Source organism: Pseudomonas sp. 3JA (assembly GCF_036961705.1).
In the GTDB taxonomy this organism is placed as follows: domain Bacteria; phylum Pseudomonadota; class Gammaproteobacteria; order Pseudomonadales; family Pseudomonadaceae; genus Aquipseudomonas; species Aquipseudomonas fluorescens_Q.
The window spans coordinates 13,555-29,207 of sequence record NZ_JBAMDJ010000028.1; the positions used below are offsets into that span (position 1 = coordinate 13,555).

The 15,653-nt window shown below is 61.9% G+C and carries 13 protein-coding genes; 7 read left to right on the forward strand and 6 right to left on the reverse strand.

Going from position 1 to position 15,653, the window contains the following annotated elements:
- Positions 1–197 precede the first annotated feature (197 nt).
- Positions 198–1,685, forward strand: a complete 1,488-nt coding sequence (locus tag V7773_RS20615; RefSeq protein WP_336074821.1) for an aldehyde dehydrogenase family protein — start codon at positions 198–200, stop codon at positions 1,683–1,685.
- 145 nt (positions 1,686–1,830) lie between these two features.
- Here V7773_RS20615 and V7773_RS20620 read toward each other — a convergent pair whose 3' ends face one another.
- The 5 genes from V7773_RS20620 to V7773_RS20640 all read right to left on the reverse strand — a co-directional run bounded on the left by V7773_RS20620 (position 1,831) and on the right by V7773_RS20640 (position 7,688).
- Positions 1,831–3,288 carry an amidase gene (locus V7773_RS20620; protein WP_336074823.1) on the reverse strand — a complete coding sequence of 486 codons (1,458 nt, stop codon included), beginning with the start codon at positions 3,286–3,288 and terminating at the stop codon, positions 1,831–1,833.
- 17 nt (positions 3,289–3,305) lie between these two features.
- Positions 3,306–4,562 (reverse strand): MFS transporter, encoded by a 1,257-nt coding sequence (locus tag V7773_RS20625; RefSeq protein WP_336074825.1) that lies wholly within the window; start codon positions 4,560–4,562, stop codon positions 3,306–3,308.
- Between the two features lie 12 nt (positions 4,563–4,574).
- Positions 4,575–5,507: a SphA family protein gene (locus V7773_RS20630; RefSeq protein WP_336074826.1), complete on the reverse strand. Its 933-nt coding sequence runs from the start codon at positions 5,505–5,507 to the stop codon at positions 4,575–4,577.
- Between the two features lie 69 nt (positions 5,508–5,576).
- On the reverse strand, positions 5,577–6,569 hold the full coding sequence (locus V7773_RS20635; RefSeq protein ID WP_336074827.1) for a helix-turn-helix domain-containing protein: 993 nt from the start codon (positions 6,567–6,569) through the stop codon (positions 5,577–5,579).
- Between the two features lie 111 nt (positions 6,570–6,680).
- Positions 6,681–7,688, reverse strand: a complete 1,008-nt coding sequence (locus V7773_RS20640) for an ABC transporter substrate-binding protein (RefSeq protein WP_336074828.1) — start codon at positions 7,686–7,688, stop codon at positions 6,681–6,683.
- A 207-nt stretch (positions 7,689–7,895) separates the two neighbouring features.
- On the opposite strand from V7773_RS20640, the gene V7773_RS20645 reads away from it, so the two are divergent.
- Positions 7,896–8,906, forward strand: coding sequence for a GlxA family transcriptional regulator (locus V7773_RS20645; RefSeq protein ID WP_442963493.1), 1,011 nt, complete (start codon positions 7,896–7,898; stop codon positions 8,904–8,906).
- A 26-nt stretch (positions 8,907–8,932) separates the two neighbouring features.
- Here V7773_RS20645 and V7773_RS20650 read toward each other — a convergent pair whose 3' ends face one another.
- Positions 8,933–9,874: a LysR family transcriptional regulator gene (locus V7773_RS20650; RefSeq protein WP_336074834.1), complete on the reverse strand. Its 942-nt coding sequence runs from the start codon at positions 9,872–9,874 to the stop codon at positions 8,933–8,935.
- Positions 9,875–10,347: 473 nt separating this feature from the next.
- Between V7773_RS20650 and V7773_RS20655 the strand changes: the two genes are divergently transcribed.
- From V7773_RS20655 to V7773_RS20675, 5 genes are all read left to right on the forward strand, one after another.
- The gene (locus V7773_RS20655; protein WP_336074911.1) at positions 10,348–11,799 is read left to right on the forward strand and encodes a sensor histidine kinase; all 1,452 of its coding nucleotides are present in this window, start codon (positions 10,348–10,350) and stop codon (positions 11,797–11,799) included.
- The gene (locus V7773_RS20660; protein WP_336074837.1) at positions 11,796–12,455 is read left to right on the forward strand and encodes a response regulator transcription factor; all 660 of its coding nucleotides are present in this window, start codon (positions 11,796–11,798) and stop codon (positions 12,453–12,455) included. Before V7773_RS20655 ends, V7773_RS20660 begins: the two co-directional genes overlap by 4 nt.
- A 127-nt stretch (positions 12,456–12,582) precedes the next feature.
- Complete coding sequence (locus V7773_RS20665) at positions 12,583–12,957, forward strand: response regulator transcription factor (protein ID WP_336074839.1); 375 nt, start codon at positions 12,583–12,585, stop codon at positions 12,955–12,957.
- A 236-nt stretch (positions 12,958–13,193) separates the two neighbouring features.
- Positions 13,194–14,396, forward strand: a complete 1,203-nt coding sequence (locus V7773_RS20670) for an NAD(P)/FAD-dependent oxidoreductase (RefSeq protein WP_336074841.1) — start codon at positions 13,194–13,196, stop codon at positions 14,394–14,396.
- A gap of 210 nt (positions 14,397–14,606) precedes the next feature.
- A complete protein-coding gene (locus tag V7773_RS20675) occupies positions 14,607–15,518 on the forward strand; it encodes a LysR substrate-binding domain-containing protein (RefSeq protein ID WP_336074842.1) in 912 nt (303 codons plus the stop codon).
- The last annotated feature ends 135 nt before the right edge of the window (positions 15,519–15,653 follow it).

The window sequence follows — 15,653 nt, forward strand, 5'->3', positions numbered from 1 at the left end:
ATGCCATCAAGTCGAAACCCGGATCTGATCGCAAACCGGCCTGGCTGGCTTGTCCCTGCCTGCACGAGGCCTTGCTCCTGGCTGCCAACCACCCAGGCTGGCAGCCACAGACATACGGCGCGGCAGGCACAGTCAAGCTGGATGATCCTGCCGGGATTACCCTCGGGGCTTTCCCTATTCGTGATCAGGAAACCCTCATGAGCGATATTGCCCTGCTGCCTCAGGTCGAAGCCTTCCTCGGCAGACATCACGCCCTGTTCATCGACGGTGGCTACGTCGAAAGCCAGAGCAGTCAAACACTTGACGTCGTCAATCCTGCCAACGGCCAAGTCATCGCCAAAGTCAGCGACGCCACTTCCGGCGACATTGATGTGGCGGTGGAGTCGTCCCGCCGCGGCTTCAAGCAGTGGTCCCAAACGGCACCCGCGGTCCGCGGCCATGTGCTGCTCAAGTTGGCAGACCTGCTGGAACGCAACCGCGAAGAGCTGGCGCAGATCGAGACCTGCCAGTCCGGGAAGATCATCCACGTCTCCCGGGCCTTCGAAGTCGACCAGGCCGCACATTTCCTGCGCTACTACGCTGGCTGGGCGACCAAGATCAACGGCGAGACGATCACCCCATCACTGCCCTCCTTCGCTGGCGAACGCTATACCGCATTCACCTTGCGCGAACCGGTCGGAGTGGTGGTCGGTATCGTACCGTGGAATTTTTCCACCATGATCGCCATCTGGAAATTGGCCTCAGCCCTGGTGACCGGTTGCAGCATCATCATCAAGCCCAGCGAGTTCACCCCGCTGACCATCCTGCGCATCGCAGAACTGGCCATCGAGGCCGGCCTTCCGGCCGGTGCCCTGAATGTGTTGACCGGCGGCGGCCAAGTGGGCAAAGGGCTGATCGAACACCCGGGCACCAACAAGGTCTCATTCACCGGTTCCGTGCCCACCGGCCTGGCGGTGGGCCAAGCGGCCATGGGCGCCGGGTTGACCCGTGCAACCTTGGAACTGGGCGGGAAGAATGCGGCGGGGTTCCTGCGTGATATCGATCCCGAGGTGGCGGTCAATGGCATCATCGAGGCAGGCTTTCTGCATTCGGGACAGATCTGTGCCGCAGCGGAACGGTTTTTTGTCCATCGCTCGCAGATCGAGTCGATCATGGACAAACTGGCCCAGCGCCTGAGCAAACTCACCATCGGCTCGCCCCTGGACGAACGCACCGAATTCGGCCCGGTGACCAACCGCCAGCACCAGCGCAAACTCGCGGAATTCTTCGCCAAGGCCCGCGCACAGAACAACACCATCGTCCACGGCGGCAAGCTGATCGATGGACCGGGTTGCTATGTGGAGCCGACCATCATCCTCGCCAATCGCCGCGACGACAGCCTGCTCAACGAAGAAACCTTCGGCCCGATCGCCACGTTCTTCCCTTACGACAGTGAAGAGGAACTGCTGGAGCTGATGAACGACACTCCCTACGGCCTGAGCGCCAGTCTCTGGACCAACGACCTGGGCAAAGCCCTGCGCATGGTTCCCGCCATCGAAGCTGGCACGGTCTGGGTGAACATGCACACCCTGCTCGACCCGGCGGTGCCTTTTGGCGGCAGTAAATCTTCAGGGATAGGCCGTGAATTCGGCAGTGCATTCATTGATGATTACACCGAACTGAAGTCGGTGATGATCCGCTACTGACCTTCAAGGGCTCTGTGACAACCCCAGAGCCCTACCCGCAAAAATCCCGCTTGTGGGAGCGGGTTTGCTCACGAAAGCGGACCATTCAGTCAACCATGTTGCTGAACCTGATACCGCCTTCGCGAGCAAGCCCGCTCCCACAGTTTCACCGCCGGCAGGCGTTGACCAGTGGAACTCGGCCGCGCCAGGGCTGGGCGCGTTCCAGTTGGGCGGCCAGGGCCAGCAAAGTGTTTTCCTCGCCAAAGCGACCGGCAAAGTGCGCCCCCATCGGCAGGCCATTGGCGCTCCAGGACAACGGCACTGACATCGCCGGCTGGCCGCTGGCATTGAACAGTGCAGTGAATGGCGAATAGCTGTGGTAGCGCTCGATCAATTGATCCAGGCTCATGCACACATCCTGCAGATCCAGCTCGCCAATCAGCACCGGTTCACGGGTCAGGACTGGGCTCAGGATCACGTCGTAATCCTGCATGAACACCGCCAACTGCCGGCCGAGGGCATGAATCCATTCCACCGCCGCGGCATATTGGGCGCCGCTGACGTTGCCCTTGTCCCGCAAGATGATCCGGGTGCGCACCTCCAGCTCTTCGGCCTGCACGGCAAACCCACGCATCTGGCCCAGCAGGTCGACATAGTGACGAGAGCTGGCGCCAATGATGGTGAACACGTGGTCGAGAAACTCCAGCAATCCCACCGGCAGGCTCACCGGTTCGACACGGTGCCCCAGGGACTCGCACAACCGCGCGGCCTCGCCCACCGCCTGAAGGCTCTGGGGTGACGTAGGCCAAGGCTCGAGTTGCTCGACCAGGGCAATGCGCAACGGCTTGGGATCAGCCTGCACCGCCATCACATACGGCAACGCCTGGACCGGCGCGGCATAGGGCGCCCCCAGGTCCCTCCCGGCGGTGGCGTCCAGCAGCGCCGCACTGTCGCGCACCGACAAGGTAATCGCATGGGGCGTGCCCATCCCCGCCCAGCCCTCGCCCACTATCGGCCCCGACGGCATAAGGCCACGGCTGGGCTTGAACCCGAACACGCCACAGCAAGACGCCGGCACGCGCAATGAACCGCCACCGTCGTTACCGTGGGCGAACGGCACCACCCGGGCCGCCACCAGTGCCGCCGCGCCACCGCTGGAGCCACCGGCGCTGTGCTCGCTGCTCCAGGGGTTGCGGGTGGCGCCGAAGCGCGCGGACTCGGTGGAGTACGAGGTGCCGAACTCCGGCGAAGTGCTGGTGCCCATCACTTGGCACCCGGCACGGCGCAGACGCGTCACGACTTCCGATTCAAAATCCGCACGACAGTCGCCCAGCGCGCGTGAGCCGTTAGTCATCGCCGCGCCGTGGACCGGCGAAAACAGGTCTTTGATCAAGGTCGGTACACCCGCCAGCAGGCCTTGGCCAACCTGTGGCGTGCGCGCCGCCTCCCGAGCCGAATCGTACAAACGCTCGGCCACCGCATTGAGCTGCGGCTCGACCCGCTCCAGACGCTCGATGGCAGTTTCCAGCAGTTCGCCGGGCTGAACCTCGCCACGCCTGACCCACTCGGCCAGCGCCGTGGCGTCTTCACTGTCCATCAGATGGTGGATGTCTTGCATACCCATGTTTCAGATTCCTTATGTCACGACGATTGATGTGATCCGACGGTGCTCGCCTGCCCCTGGCCCCGTGCGCGCAGGCCGGCAACGATCCAGAGCAGTGCCAAGGCAAAACTGGCCAGGGCCAGCCACTGGATGGCGTGACGCAGGTCACCGGCGAAGACAACCACCAACGCCACCACCAGCGGACTGACGAACTGGCCGATGTACAGGCACGAGGTAAACCCGCCCAAGCCCCGACCCCGGGTGCTGGCGGTCAGGGCATTCATCACCGGCGCCATCACGTTGGGCACCAGCAGGCCGGCCCCCAGGCCCTGGATGAACACCGCCACCAGCACAGCGTTGTAGCTTTGTCCGCGCATCAGCAACCACAGCCCCAGGCCCATCAAGCCGAGCAACAATGCGTTGCAACCGGCGATGCCGAAGCGACGGCGCAGCAACGGCCACATCAGCGAACCGCCCAAGGTCGCCAACAGGCTCAGCCCCGCCGCCAGGCCGATCAGCGTGCTGGAGGTGATGCCCAAGCTGACCAACAGCGTCGGCGCCTGGATAGGCATGATGAATGTCAAGACCATGCCGCCCAGAATCATCAGGTAGCCGACCAGCAGTGGCAGCACGGCGACCTTGGCCGGAGCCGACTCATCGACGCGCTGCTCGACCTTCTGCCGCTTCGTCACCGGCGGTTCCCAGAGGACTTTCATCATGGCCGGCACCAGCAGCAGTGGCAGCAGATACAACAGGAATGGCGCACGCCACGAGTGCTCGCCGAGCACACCGCCCACCACGAAAAACAGCGCCCCCACCAGGCCGATGGTCACCACCTGCCGGTTGACGTAACGCAACCGCTCCTCGCCCTGCCAATAGTCGGCGATCAGCGTCGCGCAGCAGGTCATCACCGCCGCCTCCGTGCACCCGAACAACAGCCGCACACCGACAATCGAAGGCAGGTTATCGAGCAGGGCCGGTAATGCACCGAGCAAGGCGTAGAGCACCGTGGCAATCACCAGCAACGCCTTGCGTCCAACCCGGTCGGCCAACCAGCCAGCCAAGGGTGCGCACACGGCAATCGCCAGGGCGGGACCGGTGATCGCCAACGGCACCAACAGATCGGCGCGCGGTTCCAAGGGACCGAATTCGGCACCCAACCGGGGCAGGACCGGCGTGACCATCACCGCACCCATGATCGTCAGGCTGCTGCCCAGCATCAGTACTGCGCCTTCGCGCCAACTGGCCTGGCGCGACGGGGTGGCCGCCGTTGAAACGGAACTTGATTGGTTCATGACGAGCCCCTTCTAGAAACTGTGGGAAATACGCAGCGCCGCGGTATAGCCCTCGGCGCGGTTGCGCGCATCGAGCTCCTTGTAGACATGCAGCCACACCGGTGGAATGCCGGGTTTGAAGTAGCTCACCGCCGGCCCGACCGCCAACACCCGGGCGCGATTGCCGGTTTCCAGCCCCGGCGCGTCGTCATCAGTGAACTGGCGGTAGTAGTACCCGCCCACGCCCAAGGTCCATGGCCCGACGTGCTGGCCCACGGCAAATTCGTGACGGTACTCGACGCCATTCTTGTAGTCGGTGGCGTGGTTGCGGGTGTTGATGTCGGCTTCAAAGCTGGAAGACACCTCGAAGCCGCTGTCGGAGATGTAGGTGGCGTTGAGGATCGGCGAGAAGGTCCAGTGGTTGAGACCCGGCGAGATCAAGCGATCCTTGTCGTAGTCGCCCGTGGGGGCCTGGATCTGGAATTGGGCGTTGACGAACAGGTTCGGCGACAGGGTCCATTGCAGGATCACCGGTAATACCTGGATATCAGCCAGGCGAAACGGGTCGGCCGCAAGGTCCAGCGGACCGACAGGCGTCTGCACCTGTAGCGAAGCGTCCATCTGGAAAAACGGCACGACGGCGCCGAAACCATACTTGGCGCCCAGCACCGTGTAATCGGTCATGCGCATGTAGGCGACGCCGATGGACAAGACATCCAGGGAGAAATTGTTGTCCACGGACTTGCCGTGGCGATCCTTCTGCACGTTGGCCGAATAGAACGCGGTGCGCAGGCCGACAGTGCCAAAGGGCGTGGCCGGCGGCATCATGCCCGCGCCGAAATCATAGACCCCGACCGCCGTGGTCGGCGCGCCGTTTTCGGTGCCATGGGCAGCGGTGCAGGCACCGATCAGCCCCAGGGTTAGCCATGTACAGTGCCAGACGTTTGTTTTTTTGTTTTGGTACATCGAATGCCCCTCCGACCATGTGGTGTCGGGGTCATCCTAGGGAGCCGGCCAGTCAGCCGTTATCCGTTTTCAGCACAGATGCGTGCGACGCAAGGTGTGTGACGGGGTTTCGCCAAACAGGGTCCGGTAATCACTGGAAAACCGACTCAAATGCCAGAACCCCCAACGTGCCGCCACCTCCTGCACACCCAGGACCTGATCGCCATTGCGCAGCTCACGGCGCACCGCATTGAGGCGCAACGCCCGCAGATAAGCCACCGGATTGATGCCCAGGGTCTCTTGGAAGCAATACTGCAGTTTGCGTCGGCTGGCACCGATGTGGTTGCACAGGTCGAGGATCGACAGCGGCTCATCGACATGGGTCAAGGCATATTCCCGGGCGCGGTCGACCATGCGTTTGCGCGCCGTGGGGCTGAGCGGCGGCGCTTCGTCCGGCGCCACCAGTTCCAATATGTGCAACATCACCGTGTCCCGCAAGCCCCGGCGAATCGACTCGTACCCCAGCAACGAATCACGCCCCTGCTCGCCCCCTTCAAGCTCATCGAACAACGCCGCAAGCTCGGCGGGCAGCGTCGAATTGCCAAGACGGTAACACTTGGGAAGATCGGTAATTCGAAAGCGACTGCCTTGGCGCTCCAGCACATGTTCCAACGCCTGCTCGTCGATGGCGACACCGAGCAGATCCAGATGCTGGGGGGTGCGCAGCTCGGGCAGGTTTTGGCCACGGGCGACCAACAGGCTGGGCTCGATAATCGGGTGCCCGGAGCAAAAGACCGGTCCATCGGCACTCAACGGCACGCTGAAGGTGATGGCGCCCTCCCAGGCCATGCCTTGCTTGGTCATGGCCTGATTAGAGCGGTCGCGCACCAGTTGCATCCAGTCCGAGCGGAACTCGATCAACTCACCGTCGAAACGCCCGGGGGTCAACTGGTCATAGCAGACCTGCCAACCCCCCATGTTGCGGGCGTGCTCATCGATGTCAGCGGTGCGGAACCGATTGATCGGCAGCGTCGGCAACAGGTCCGACGAGACCACTGGCTGCGCCATGTTGGAGTTGTTCATTGACCCGACCTTTGATGATTCCAGGGCTTACGGGTCAAAGCTCAGGCAAGTTCCATTCCGCCCCGTGGGCCGATCGGGCAATTGTGCCGAAAACGGATAATCGGCCCGGATTCAGCTGCCGGCGTCGGCATGGGCCTCTTCGAAGAAATAGTCCTTCCAGCTGTCAGCCTTGTTTTTTAACACGCCCAGTTCATGCAGTTTTTCGGCATAGATGTAGGTGCGTTGCGGAACGACGGTGAAGTCGATTTCGGGGTCGGTGACGATTTTCTCCACCAGCACCAGCGGCAACTTGGACTGTTCAACGCGGATGTAGGTCTGGGCAGCGGCCGGCTTATCGGCCTTGATGATGCCTTGCGCCTCCACCAAGGCATCGTAGAACGCCTTGTAGGTCTTGGGGTTTTCGTCGTGGAATTTTTCCGTGGTGTAGAGCACGTTGAACGTCGCCGGCCCGCCCAGCACATCATAGGAACTGAGCACCTTGTGCACATTGGGGCTTTGCAGTGCCTGGTACTGGAATGGTGGGCTGGAGAAGTGCGAATTGATCTCCGACTGGCCGGCGATCAGCGCCGCCGTCGCATCCGGGTGCGGAAGGCTGACCGAGATGTCGTCGAATTTCTTGAAGTGATCGTTGCCGAACACCTTGGCGGTTTCGATCTGCAACGTGCGCGACTGGAATCCGACCCCTGCGGCCGGGACAGCGATCCGGTCCTTGTCGGTGAAGTCCTTGAGGCTCTTCACGTTCGGGTTGTTGGTCAGCAGGTAGTTGGGCATCGACCCCAGCGAGGCGATGGCCTTGACGTTCTGCTTGCCGCGGGTCCGATCCCAGATCGTCAGCATCGGCGGAACGCCCGCCGACACCACATCCAGGGTGCCGGTCAGCAAGGCCTCGTTCATCGCCGTCGCGCCGGAAATGCTGTTCCAGTCCACTTTGATATCCAGGCCCTGGGCCTTGCCATGCTTCTCGATGAGCTGCTGGTCGCGCACCACATCCAGGATCAGGTAGCCGATACCGAATTGCTGGGCAATGCTGATCTTGCCCTCGGCGTGGGCCAAGGGATTGAGCAGCGCGGTGGCCGCCAGGGAAACCAACAAGGTGAGCGCAGGACGCTTGAAAGCCATGGTCTGGTGAACCTCACAGTAGGTGAAAAGACTGAAGGCCACGACTTTAAAGCTATAAAAATATTAATTTAAATACCTTAATAGCATATCAATAGCACCTAAATATTCAGTATCCGAGCCCATGAAGCCGCACTCACGGGCACGATCACTTGATAACCTTGCAGACCTCCCCTGACGAACACCCGGCGCGAAGCGAACATGAACGAGATGTCCCTGGATATCGGCATCGCCACCGAATCCGTTTCCCAACCGCGCCCCCTGGTATTCCTGGCCTACCCGCAGATGGGTTTGCTGGACCTGACCGGGGCCCAGACCGTGTTCTGGGCCGCCACCAAAGCCATGACCGAGCGCGGCCTGCCCGGCTACGCCATGCACACCGCGAGCCTGGCTGGTGGGTTAATGCAAAGCGCCGAAGGCCTGGTCGTTGATACCCGTGCACTGCATGAGCTCGACGGGACACTCATCGACACGCTGATCGTGCCCGGCGCACCGGACATTCGGCAGGCGATGATCGACTGTGTCGATCTGGTGCACTGGCTGCGCAAGGCCTCGGTCCAGGCCAGGCGCACGGCATCGGTGTGCAGCGGCACCTTCCTCATGGCCCAGGCCGGCTTGCTGGACGGACGCCGGGCCGCCACCCATTGGGCCATGTGCGAGATGCTCAAGAGCGGTTTCCCGTCGGTTGAGGTGGACCTCGATGCGATCTTCATCCAGCAGGGCAATGTGTGGACCTCGGCCGGTGTCAGCGCCGGCATCGACATGGCACTGGCATTGGTCGAAGCCGACTGTGGTCGCGATGTGGCCTTGCAGGTGGCCCGTGAGCTGGTGGTGTTTCTCAAGCGCCCCGGCGGGCAGGCGCAGTTCAGTCAACTGCTGCAATTGCAGATGCAAGAGAGCGCCGGGTTCGACGAACTGCACGTGTGGATTTCCGAGCACCTGGACGACAATAACCTCACCGTCGAGCGGCTGGCCCGGCAGGCCAGGATGAGCCCGCGCAATTTTGCCCGGGTCTACAAACGCCAGACCGGCCGGACCCCGGCCAAAGCCATCGAGATGTTCCGCCTTGAAGCGGCGCGTCGAATGCTCGAAGACTCCCAGCGCAACATCGACCAGATCGCCCGATCCTGCGGTTTCGGTGACGAGGAACGAATGCGCCACACGTTTCAGCGCCATCTCTCGATATCCCCCCGGGAGTATCGCAGCCGGTTTTCCCGCTGAATGCGAAAACCTTGCGCAACTGTCCGTCAGGCCACTCGCCTGGAATGCTCCTGCGGGTCGGCTTGCTCGGCCAGGAGCGCGCTGCAACGGGCACGCAACCAACGCTCCCCCGGATCATTGTGCGAAGCGCCGCGCCAGACCATGGAAAGCTCGTGCTGGGGCAAGCAGATCGGGGCCGCTTGCGCCCGCATGCCGGTCACCATGGCCATCGCCTGGGCAACGTAATCCGGCACGATGGCAATCATGTCGCTCTGGGCCAACAGCACGGGCAAGGCGCTGAACTGCGGCACGGTCAACACCACTCGGCGCTGGCGGCCCATCAGGCATAACGCGCGGTCCGAATCATCGATGACATTGCCCATGGACGATACGACGGCATGGGGCCGACGGCAGAATTCGTCCAGGGTCAGCTCGCCGGGCTGCGAATCGGCGCGCAACAGCATCGGTCGAATCGGCCGCAGTGTCTTGCGCCGGGCATTGGCCGGCAGTTCCAGCGTCGGGCTGATGCCCAGGGAAATCTCGCCACTGACCAACAGTTGGGAGACCTGCCATTGATCAGTCCGGCGCACGACCAATGTGGTGCCCGGTGCCTCGACCCGCAGCCGACGCAACAGTTCCGGCAGCAGAGCGTACTCGACGTCATCGCAAAGGCCGATGTGGAAGGTCGCCTCGCTGGTGGCCGGTTCGAACGCCTGGCAGCGGCCCAAGGCGGCGGCGATACCATCCAGGGCCGGTGACAGGTTGGAGAAGATTTCCCGCGCCCGGGAAGTCGGTTCCATCAACCGTCCCGAACGGATGAACAAGGGATCATCGAACATCAACCGCAAGCGCGCCAGGGCACTGCTGATCGTTGGCTGGCCGAGAAACAGCTTTTCGCTGACACGGGTCACGTTTCGCTCGTGCATCATGGTTTCGAAGACCACCAGCAGATTGATGTCAGCACGACGCAGGTCATTTCTGTTCATCATAGTCGTCGCCCCAGGCGCCAGGCCATTGAGTCGGAAGTGGACAAGATCATCGCCTGCGCCCTCCATCAAGGCCTACGGCGACGAGGTGTTGAAAGCGTAATCCCCGAGGCGTGCCAGGTCTGTTGTACGTGGGGACACTCGACTCACCCTTTGGGCAACGTCATCGATACTTCGGTATGTATGTATCCAGGCCCGGGAGAACACCGCCTTTGTGGCGAGGGAGCTTGCTCCCGCTGGGCCGCGCAGCGGCCCCCTCTCTTTGGCTCAGCTTGGCGGGATTTCAGGGTTTTATGTCCTACCTCAGGCAAGGCGGCGCTTCTAAGATACCAACCGATGCTCTGTCGCCCCGACACTCCAGAGCGAGACCACGTAAAAACAAAAGGTCTGCCAGCGTGCCCCTACCCTCCGCGATGTTCAAGAACGTCTATGACAGCCTTCGATACAGCCCAAGCCGGAGCGGGCCTCGGCCGTCGATGGGAATCAGCACCCAACCACTGGTGAACGCCCTCGGCTGGGCGGTAGGCCTGGTGGTGGCCTGCGGGATTGTCATCATCAATTCCGAAACCCATTCCGACCTGGCGCCAACCCTGCTGTACATCACCTTGCTGTTGATGGCGGCCAACCTGTTCTCCATCAATCTGGTGATCACCGTCGCGCTGATGTGCATGGGCTTGCTCACCGCGATGTTCTTGTATAACGGCGGCTATCACCGCTGGGAATCTACCACCGGCTTCTTCCGTTGCCTGACCGCGCTGTCCGCCATTGCGTTCCTGGCCCTGCGCAGCAAGCAGGCTTCCGACAGCCTGCGGCACAACGAGGCTTACCTGACCGGCGCCCAGCGTCTGAGCCAGACCGGCAGCCTGGGCTTTCGCGGTGATCGACAAGCGTTGTCCTGGTCGGAGCAATCGGCACGGATTTTCGAGTACCCGCCCAGCAAGACGCCAACGGTGTCGATGATGCTGGAGCGCACCCATCCTGAAGACCTCGAGTTGGCACGCGGGGTTTTCCAGCAGGCCGCCGCTGGCGAACCGCAGATCGAGGTCAAGCTGCGGCTGCTGATGCCTGATGGACGCATCAAGCACATTCACATGATCGCCAGCCCCCTGCTCGTCCAGCATGGCCGTTTCCAGTATCTCGGCGCACTCATGGACGTGACTGCCAGCAAGCAGGCCGAAGAAGCGTTGTTTCGCGCCCAGAGCCAACTGGCCCACGTCACTCGCTTGACCTCTTTGGGGGAAATGGCCGCGTCCATTGCCCACGAGGTCAATCAGCCACTGACGGCCATCACCAGCAGCGGCGAGGCCTGTCGCCGCTGGCTCAAGCGCCCGCAACCCGATCTCGGGGAAGCCTTGGATTGCCTCGACCGAATCGTCGCCAACGGCTGTCGCGCCAGCGAGGTCATCAGCGGTATCAGGGCGCTGTCGCGCAAGTGCGACCCGTTGCGCCAGCCCGAGCGACTGGACGACATCGTCCGCGAGACTCTGAACCTGGTCCAGCAGCAACTGGCTCATCATAAAGTCCGGGCCAAGGTGGATCTGGCAGCGACCGACGGCCAGGTCAGCGCAGACCGGGTGCAACTGCAGCAAGTGATCATCAACCTGATCATCAATGCCTGTCACGCCATGGACGGGGTCAAGGTACATACACGAACCCTGCATATACGCACCTGGACGGAGAGTGACGAAGTGCTGCTGGAGGTGACTGACCAGGGAACCGGCATTGCCCCCGAGGTCCTGCCGTGCTTGTTCAATGCGTTTTTTACCACCAAGGAAAACGGCCTGGGCATGGGCCTGTCCATCTGCCGGTCCATCATCGACTTCCATGACGGCAGGATCTGGGCAACCAGCGAGGCCGGCCAGGGCACCTCGTTCAGGTTCGCGCTGCCGCGGCTCACCGGTACCGCTTTATCGGAGAACGGGCAATGACCTCCCTCCAGCCCTCGAGCCCAATCATCGACAATGCCCCCATCGTCTATATCGTCGATGACGACGCATCGCTGTGCCAATCCCTCGGCAGCCTGCTGCGCTCCATCGGCTTGCAGGTCCATCTGTTTGGTTCGGTCGCACAGTTCATGAACCATCCCAGGCCCGACCAGCCCAGTTGCCTGGTCCTGGATGTGCGCCTGCAAGGCACCAGCGGCCTGGATTGCCAACGGGAGCTGGCCGCAGCCAACGTTCGACTGCCGATTGTGTTCATGACCGGTCACGGTGACATCGCCATGACCGTACGGGCGATGAAGGCCGGTGCCGTGGATTTCCTCGCCAAACCGTTCCGCGAGCAAGACCTGATCGACGCCGTGACCGCCGCCCATCACCAGGACCGCCAGCGGCGCGACGCCGAACGCGGCCATCAGCAAGTGCTTGACCGCTACGCCACATTGACGCCCCGGGAGCAGCAGGTCATGGCACTGGCGGTGTCAGGCCTGATGAACAAGCAGATCGCCGGGGAACTGGGCTTGAGTGAAATCACGGTCAAGATTCACCGTGGCCAAGCCATGCGCAAGATGTGCGCACACTCGTTTGCCGATCTGGTGCGCATGGCCCAGGTGCTGGAGCAGTGCCTGACTAACACAGGCCGATAGCCAGTCGAGCGTTTCGGCGCAGGCCCCCTTTCATACACACGTATACTTGGCGGGGCCATTGGACGGCGTATCTTGCAGTGACACGGGCGCCTTTATGGCTACCTGATATCACCCCCCAGGTATCGACATGTCCAACACCGCAACGCTCTCGATAATTGATGACGATGAGTCAGTTCTAATCGCCCTGGATGGCTTGTTACGCTCCCACGGATATCGAGTTAAAACATATACCAGCGCCCTGGATTTTTTATCTTCCTGCGAACTTGAAAACACAGCGTGCCTGATATCGGATATTCAAATGCCTGGCATGACGGGCATTCAGATGTACGATCGATTGTCGACCCTGGGCATTCATACTCCGATCATCTTCATCACCGGATATCCTGGCGTGCCACCCCGTGTCAGCGCCGGTACGCCCGAACCGGTGGCGTTTTTCCCGAAACCCTTCGACTGCGCCGAATTGATCGCCTGCATCGAATCGGTACTTGCCCGGACCACTTGACTACGTCGCGCCCTCATACCTTCGTATAGATCCCCCCTACCCAGGCATAGGCGCGATGACCTTATGTAGAAGTGTCAAAAACAGGTCTTGCCAATAAGCTTCCCTACAGCGAACCGAAACTGAATGTGCTCGATAGCAACTCAATGCAGCCAGGCACTTTTGGAGTACTTCGCGACACGGTCACGCTGAAACAGTTAAACAATTCAACGTATCGATTTTGTCTTCGGGAGCTCATCATGAAACAACATATTCTGGTTGTTGGCGCAGGTTTCGGCGGGGTCTGGAGCGCATTGAGCGCGGCCCGGCTGCTGGACCAACACGATCGTCATGACGTGCAGATCAGCATCCTGGCCCCCCAGGCTGAGCTGCGTATTCGCCCTCGTTTCTACGAGCCGGACGTCCACACCATGGCGGCACCGCTGGGCAGTCTGTTCGACGCGGTGGGTGTGAAATTCGTCCAGGGTTCGGCGAGCAGCATCGATGTCGAGAACAAGCGGGTTGGCTATGTGGATGTGTTCGGTACCCAAGGCACCCTGGGCTATGACCGCCTGGTGCTCGCGGCGGGCAGCCAACTGGTTCGCCCCGACCTTGAGGGCATGATGGAGCATGCCTTCGACGTTGATGAAATCGAACAGGCAAGCCGTCTCGAAGCCCATATCAAGTCGCTGAAAAATCTGCCGGACAGCCCGGCCCGCAACACCGTGGTGGTGGCCGGCGGCGGCTTTACCGGGATCGAAACCGCCACCGAAATGCCCGCACGCCTGCGCGCGGTCCTCGGCGAGGATGCCGACATCCGGGTCATCGTGGTGGACCGCGGACCGCAGATTGGTGCAGCGTTGGGCGACGGTATACGTCCATCCATTGTCGAAGCATCCGAACACCTGGGTATCGAGTGGATCCTCAACGCCTCGGTCGAATCGGTGGATGCCGGTGGCGTCACCCTGTCGAGCGGCCAGCGTATCGAGTCCCATACCGTGATCTGGACCGTGGGGTTCCGCGCCAGTCCGTTGACCCAGCAGGTACCCGCTACCCGCGATCGCCAAGGGCGCCTGCACGTCGATGCCAACCTGAAAGTCCTGGGCCAGAACGACATATTCGCCAGCGGTGACGTGGCCTACGCCGCCACCGACACGCTGGGCAACTATGCGGCGATGTCCTGCCAGCACGCCATCGCCCTGGGCCGCTATGCCGGCAACAACGTCGCGGCCGACTTGCTGGGCGTGGCGCCAATGGCCTACAGCCAACCCAAGTATGTGACCTGCCTGGATCTGGGCGCCTGGGGTGCGGTGTATACCGAAGGTTGGGATCGCCAGCTCAAACTGGTCGGGCAGGAAGCCAAGGAACTCAAGACCCAGATCAACACCGTCTGGATCTACCCGCCCGCGGCTGATCGCGCCACCGCCCTGGCTGCCGCCGACCCGTTGATCCCAGTAGCCTGAAACCCGTTTCCGCCCCCGGCCAGTCCCTCCTTTCTGCGCCGGTCTTTCCCAGACGCCTGCCGACGATCCTTGGGCAGGCGTTTTTTTCGGTGCTCGTCCCCAAGCCAGCCTAAATATCGTCACTGCCCAGCAAAATCCGCATCAATGCCCGCCCATCGCCCTCCGTGCACAAGGTAAGGTAGGCAGAAATCATCCGGATCGAGGTGTGCCGTGGCGTCCTATTCCTTGCGTCAGCTGAAGTACTTCGTCACCACCGTCGAATGTGGCAGCGTCGCCGAAGCCTCTCGCAAGCTGTACATCGCCCAACCGTCGATCGCCTCCGCCATCAAGGGCTTGGAAGACAGTTTCGGTGTGCAATTGCTCATTCGTCATCACGCCCAAGGAGTATCGCTGACGCCCGGCGGCGCGCGCTTCTATCGCAAGGCCCAGGAGCTGTTGCGCATGGCCCGGGAGTTCGAGCAGAACGCGCTGGCCGATAACGATGTGGTCAGCGGACAGATCGACATCGGCTGCTTCGAAACCGTCGCCCCGCTCTACCTGCCACGGCTGATCGCGGGCTTTCGCGAGCGCTTCCCAGGGGTGGAAATCCGCGTGCAGGATGGCGAGCAACAGGAGCTGGTGCAAGGTCTCACGGGGGGGCGTTTCGACCTGGCGATTTTTTATGAACACGACCTCGACAGTACCATCGAGACCGAAGCGCTGACCGCGCCGCAACGCCCCTACGCATTGTTGCCGCAGGGGCATCGCTTTGCCGATCAGGCCCAAGTGTCGCTGCGTGACCTGGCGCTGGAGCCGATGATCCTGCTGGACGTGCAGCCCAGTCGCACCTATTTCGTGAGCATCTTCGAAGAGCTGGGCCTGACGCCCAACATTGTCTTCAGCTCGCCCTCCATTGAGATGGTGCGGGGCATGGTCGGCCAGTCCTTTGGTTTTGCCGTACTGGTGACCCGCCCGCACTCCACCTGCACCTACGATGGGCAACACCTGGTGTGCGTCGACATCGCCGAGGACGTGACGGGGTCGGCGTTGGTGGCCGGCTGGCTCAAGCGCGCGCACCTTACCAAACCGGCGCAGTTGTTTGTCGACTACTGCAAGGAACAGTTCAGGCAATGGCTGCCTTGAGCCACGGCAGGCCAGGCACAACTGCCCGCCCCGGCCTGTAAGTAAAACACCAACCCCGTGGCGAGGGAGCTTGCTCCCGCTGGGTTGCACAGCGACCCCATGCAAGCCGAACGCGGTCAGGCTGATACACCGAGG

Bases quoted from the DNA above. Each gene is read 5' to 3' on its own strand.
- V7773_RS20645 (WP_442963493.1), top strand. From the start codon at position 7,896: ATGTCCCTGGATATCGGCATCGCCACCGAATCCGTTTCCCAACCGCGC.
- V7773_RS20650 (WP_336074834.1), bottom strand. From the start codon at position 9,874: ATGATGAACAGAAATGACCTGCGTCGTGCTGACATCAATCTGCTGGTG.
- V7773_RS20660 (WP_336074837.1), top strand. From the start codon at position 11,796: ATGACCTCCCTCCAGCCCTCGAGCCCAATCATCGACAATGCCCCCATC.
- V7773_RS20655 (WP_336074911.1), top strand. From the start codon at position 10,348: ATGGGAATCAGCACCCAACCACTGGTGAACGCCCTCGGCTGGGCGGTA.
- V7773_RS20615 (WP_336074821.1), top strand. From the start codon at position 198: ATGAGCGATATTGCCCTGCTGCCTCAGGTCGAAGCCTTCCTCGGCAGA.
- V7773_RS20625 (WP_336074825.1), bottom strand. From the start codon at position 4,562: ATGAACCAATCAAGTTCCGTTTCAACGGCGGCCACCCCGTCGCGCCAG.
- V7773_RS20665 (WP_336074839.1), top strand. From the start codon at position 12,583: ATGTCCAACACCGCAACGCTCTCGATAATTGATGACGATGAGTCAGTT.
- V7773_RS20635 (WP_336074827.1), bottom strand. From the start codon at position 6,569: ATGAACAACTCCAACATGGCGCAGCCAGTGGTCTCGTCGGACCTGTTG.
- V7773_RS20640 (WP_336074828.1), bottom strand. From the start codon at position 7,688: ATGGCTTTCAAGCGTCCTGCGCTCACCTTGTTGGTTTCCCTGGCGGCC.
- V7773_RS20670 (WP_336074841.1), top strand. From the start codon at position 13,194: ATGAAACAACATATTCTGGTTGTTGGCGCAGGTTTCGGCGGGGTCTGG.
- V7773_RS20620 (WP_336074823.1), bottom strand. From the start codon at position 3,288: ATGGGTATGCAAGACATCCACCATCTGATGGACAGTGAAGACGCCACG.
- V7773_RS20630 (WP_336074826.1), bottom strand. From the start codon at position 5,507: ATGTACCAAAACAAAAAAACAAACGTCTGGCACTGTACATGGCTAACC.